At 60.1% G+C, this 2,803-nt stretch carries 2 rRNA genes; both read right to left on the bottom strand.

Going from position 1 to position 2,803, the window contains the following annotated elements:
- Positions 1–2,108: ribosomal RNA gene (locus CSQ85_RS12875) — 23S ribosomal RNA — on the bottom strand; the annotation flags it as partial.
- Between the two features lie 428 nt (positions 2,109–2,536).
- A 16S ribosomal RNA gene (locus CSQ85_RS12870) occupies positions 2,537–2,803 on the bottom strand; the annotation flags it as partial.

The raw sequence follows: 2,803 nt of genomic DNA, 5'->3' as shown, positions 1-2,803 counted from the left end.
CCGACAAGGAATTTCGCTACCTTAGGATGGTTATAGTTACCACCGCCGTTTACCGGGGCTTGAATTCACCGCTTCGCCCAAAGGCTGACGGATCCTCTTAACCTTCCGGCACCGGGCAGGCGTCAGAGCGTATACAGCGGCTTGCGCCTTCGCACGCTCCTGTGTTTTTGGTAAACAGTCGCTACCCCCTGGCCTGTGCCACCCCCAAAAGCTCCCCGGGCAAGCCGGTTCACCATCGGGGGTCTCCCTTATACCGAAGGCACGGGAGTAATTTGCCGAGTTCCTTGACCAGGATTCACTCGATCGCTTTGGTATTCTCTACCTGACCACCAGTGTCGGTTTGGGGTACGGGCGGCAAAGGCCCTGACGCCGAAGCTTTTCTCGGCAGCATCGGATCACCGGATATCGGGGCGAGAAGCCCCCCATCATCACACCTCGGGCCCGTGCCATGCGGATTTGCCTGCATGGCGCCCTGCGTGCTTGACCACGGAAAACCACCTCCGCGGCCGGCTACCGTCCTGCGTCACTCCCGCGCTATCCTACTACGACTACGCTCCCAACGAACCACGCGTCCGAACCCCGAAGGGAACATCCACGCGGAACGGAGGTTAGTACTCATCGCCTCGGACCTGACGGACCAGAGCCGGTACGGGAATATCAACCCGTTCATCCATTCGACTACGCCTGTCGGCCTCGCCTTAGGACCCGACTCACCCAGGGACGACGAACGTGGCCCTGGAACCCTTGGTCATCCAGCGTGGGGGATTGTCACCCCCATCTCGCTACTCATGTCTGCATTCTCACTCCCATACAGTCCACCATCGGCTTGCGCCACGGCTTCACCCCGGTATGGGACGCTCTCCTACCCAGTACAAAGTACTGCCGCGTCTTCGGTGGCGTGCTTGAGCCCCGCTACATTGTCGGCGCGGAACCACTAGACCAGTGAGCTGTTACGCACTCTTTCAAGGATGGCTGCTTCTGAGCCAACCTCCTGGCTGTCTATGCGACTCCACATCCTTTCCCACTTAGCACGCGCTTGGGGACCTTAGACGACGATCTGGGCTGTCTCCCTCTCCACGACGAAGCTTATCCCCCGCCGGGTCACTGCCAGGATACACTTCACAGGTATTCGGAGTTTGGCTGCTGTCGGTACCCAGTACGGGCCCTCAAGCATCCAGTAGCTCTACCCCCTGGAAGCAATAACCTGACGCTGCACCTAAATGCATTTCGGAGAGAACCAGCTATCACGGAATTTGATTGGCCTTTCACCCCTAACCCCAAGTCATCCCCCCAGTTTTCAACCTAGGTGGGTTCGGTCCTCCACGCGGTCTTACCCGCGCTTCAACCTGCTCAGGGCTAGATCATCCCGCTTCGGGTCCAGGACACGCGACTCGAACGCCCTGTTAGGACTCGCCTTCGCTACGCATACACCACACGGCTTATGCTCGCCACGCATCACTGACTCGCAGACTCATTTTTCGATAGGCACGCCGTCACCCCGCAGGGCTCCGACGGTTTGTAAGCGCACGGTTTCAGATACTATTTCACTCCCCTCCCGGGGTACTTTTCACCTTTCCCTCACGGTACTCGTCCACTATCGGTCGCACTGGAATATTCAGGCTTACCCCACGGTCAGGGCGGATTCACACGGGATTCCACGAGTCCCGTGCTACTCGGGAGAGACAACCGGCAGGCGCTGCACGACCGACTACGGGGCCATCACCCTCTTCGGCCGGGAATTCAATCCCGTTCGTCTAGCACAACGCTTTGTCACTGCCGGCCGGGCCGTCGGACCCGACACGCATCCTCCCACGACACCGGCGCCGCAACCCCCGACGGGTATCACACGACACCGGTTTAGCCATCGTCCGCTTTCGCTCGCCACTACTCACGGAATATCCTTTCCTGCAGGTACTGAGATGTTTCACTTCCCCGCGTACCCCCCGCACGAATGCGGTGCCAGCCCATGACGGCTGGCGGGTTTCCCCATTCGGAAATCCTCGGATCAAAGCCCTGTCGGCGGCTCCCCGAGGCCTATCGCGGCCCCACACGTCCTTCATCGGTCCAGTGCGCCAAGGCATCCACCATACGCCCTTGCAAGCAACACACACCCCGCACGAAACGGGGAACGGCGCCGCAAGGATCCGCGAACACTCGACAACACATCATCACACTAACGATCACAAAACGATCGACCAGACTCCAACAAAATGGAGTCCGACGAAATAATCACATACGACGCGCGACACCCAACAGGGCGCCACGCGCCCGCGTCCACTATCCAGTTCTCAAACCACCACCCCGCACCGGCACGACCACGCACGACCCAAGGCCGACGCGCCCACACCGGGGGGACACCGGAACCAACCCGCGAAAGGGTGACGGTCCGGGAGCCCAAAAGCGCATCCCATACCACCGAACAAAAAACGTCCTTGACCGCTCCACACCAGAAACCCACGCACCGGGAGCACATCCCCCGGCCGGGGCGCGACCACCACCCATGAGACAGGCGGTGGATTCCAAGAAATCTCCGTAGAAAGGAGGTGATCCAGCCGCACCTTCCGGTACGGCTACCTTGTTACGACTTAGTCCCAATCACGAGCCTCACCTTAGACGGCTCCATCCCTTGCGGGTTAGGCCACCGGCTTCGGGTGCTGCCCACTTTCATGACTTGACGGGCGGTGTGTACAAGGCCCGGGAACGCATTCACCGCGGCGTTGCTGATCCGCGATTACTAGCGACTCCACCTTCACGGAGCCGAGTTGCAGGCTCCGATCCGAACTGAGACCGGTTTTCAGGGATC

Origin of the sequence: Bifidobacterium rousetti (genome assembly GCF_008698235.1) — a bacterium.
Classification (GTDB): domain Bacteria; phylum Actinomycetota; class Actinomycetes; order Actinomycetales; family Bifidobacteriaceae; genus Bifidobacterium; species Bifidobacterium rousetti.
This window is presented reverse-complemented; position numbering and strand designations above follow the sequence as displayed.